General features: G+C 67.6%; 1 protein-coding gene. It reads right to left on the bottom strand.

The window, feature by feature from the left end; translation table 11 throughout:
• The coding region (locus tag U9R90_RS36720) for a Uma2 family endonuclease (RefSeq protein ID WP_411061856.1) at nucleotides 1-444 on the bottom strand (444 nt) is incomplete at its 3' end.
• Nucleotides 445-574 lie beyond the last annotated feature (130 nt).

Below are 574 nucleotides of genomic sequence, written 5' to 3'. Positions count from 1 at the left end.
GTACGACGTCACCTCGACCACCATGAGGACACCTCTGGGGGAGGCCCACTCGCCCTCCTGTTGGATGAAGTGGTCGAGCGGTGCGAGTGCGGCGTCCGCACGGGCGCGGCCCTTTCGGTAGGTCGGCACTGCCAGGCCCTGCTCCGGGTACAGCGCCAGCTCGGGGCGGTGCTGCATACACTCCCTGAGCAGCCACATGACGATGGCACCGTGAGGCATGTCCGGCACGGGCTTGACCTCGAGCTTCCCGTTAATGAGTTCAAGCGTTACTGTCTCGGGCGCCTTGCGGGCCAACTCCTCGAAGTCTCCGACGTCGATCGGGCCGTCCCTGAGGCACAGCTTTCCCCCGAGGAACTCCAGCGTCACGGTCTCCGGGGCCCTGCGAGCCAGCTCCTCGAAGTCCTCGATGGGCATCTGCGGGCGTTCAGCGGTGCCAGGGGTCATGGTGTCGCCTCCTCCCCTACATCGTGCCCCGCTTCTGGCGCGAGTGAGTGGAACGGTCATCGGAGACTCCGTCCGGTGCGATGAGACAGCGCGCGCCGAGTCTCGGCCGCGCGGGCCTGGACACGGGCGG

The sequence above is a fragment of the Streptomyces sp. E11-3 genome, from assembly GCF_046540415.1.
In the GTDB taxonomy this organism is placed as follows: domain Bacteria; phylum Actinomycetota; class Actinomycetes; order Streptomycetales; family Streptomycetaceae; genus Streptomyces.
This window is presented reverse-complemented; position numbering and strand designations above follow the sequence as displayed.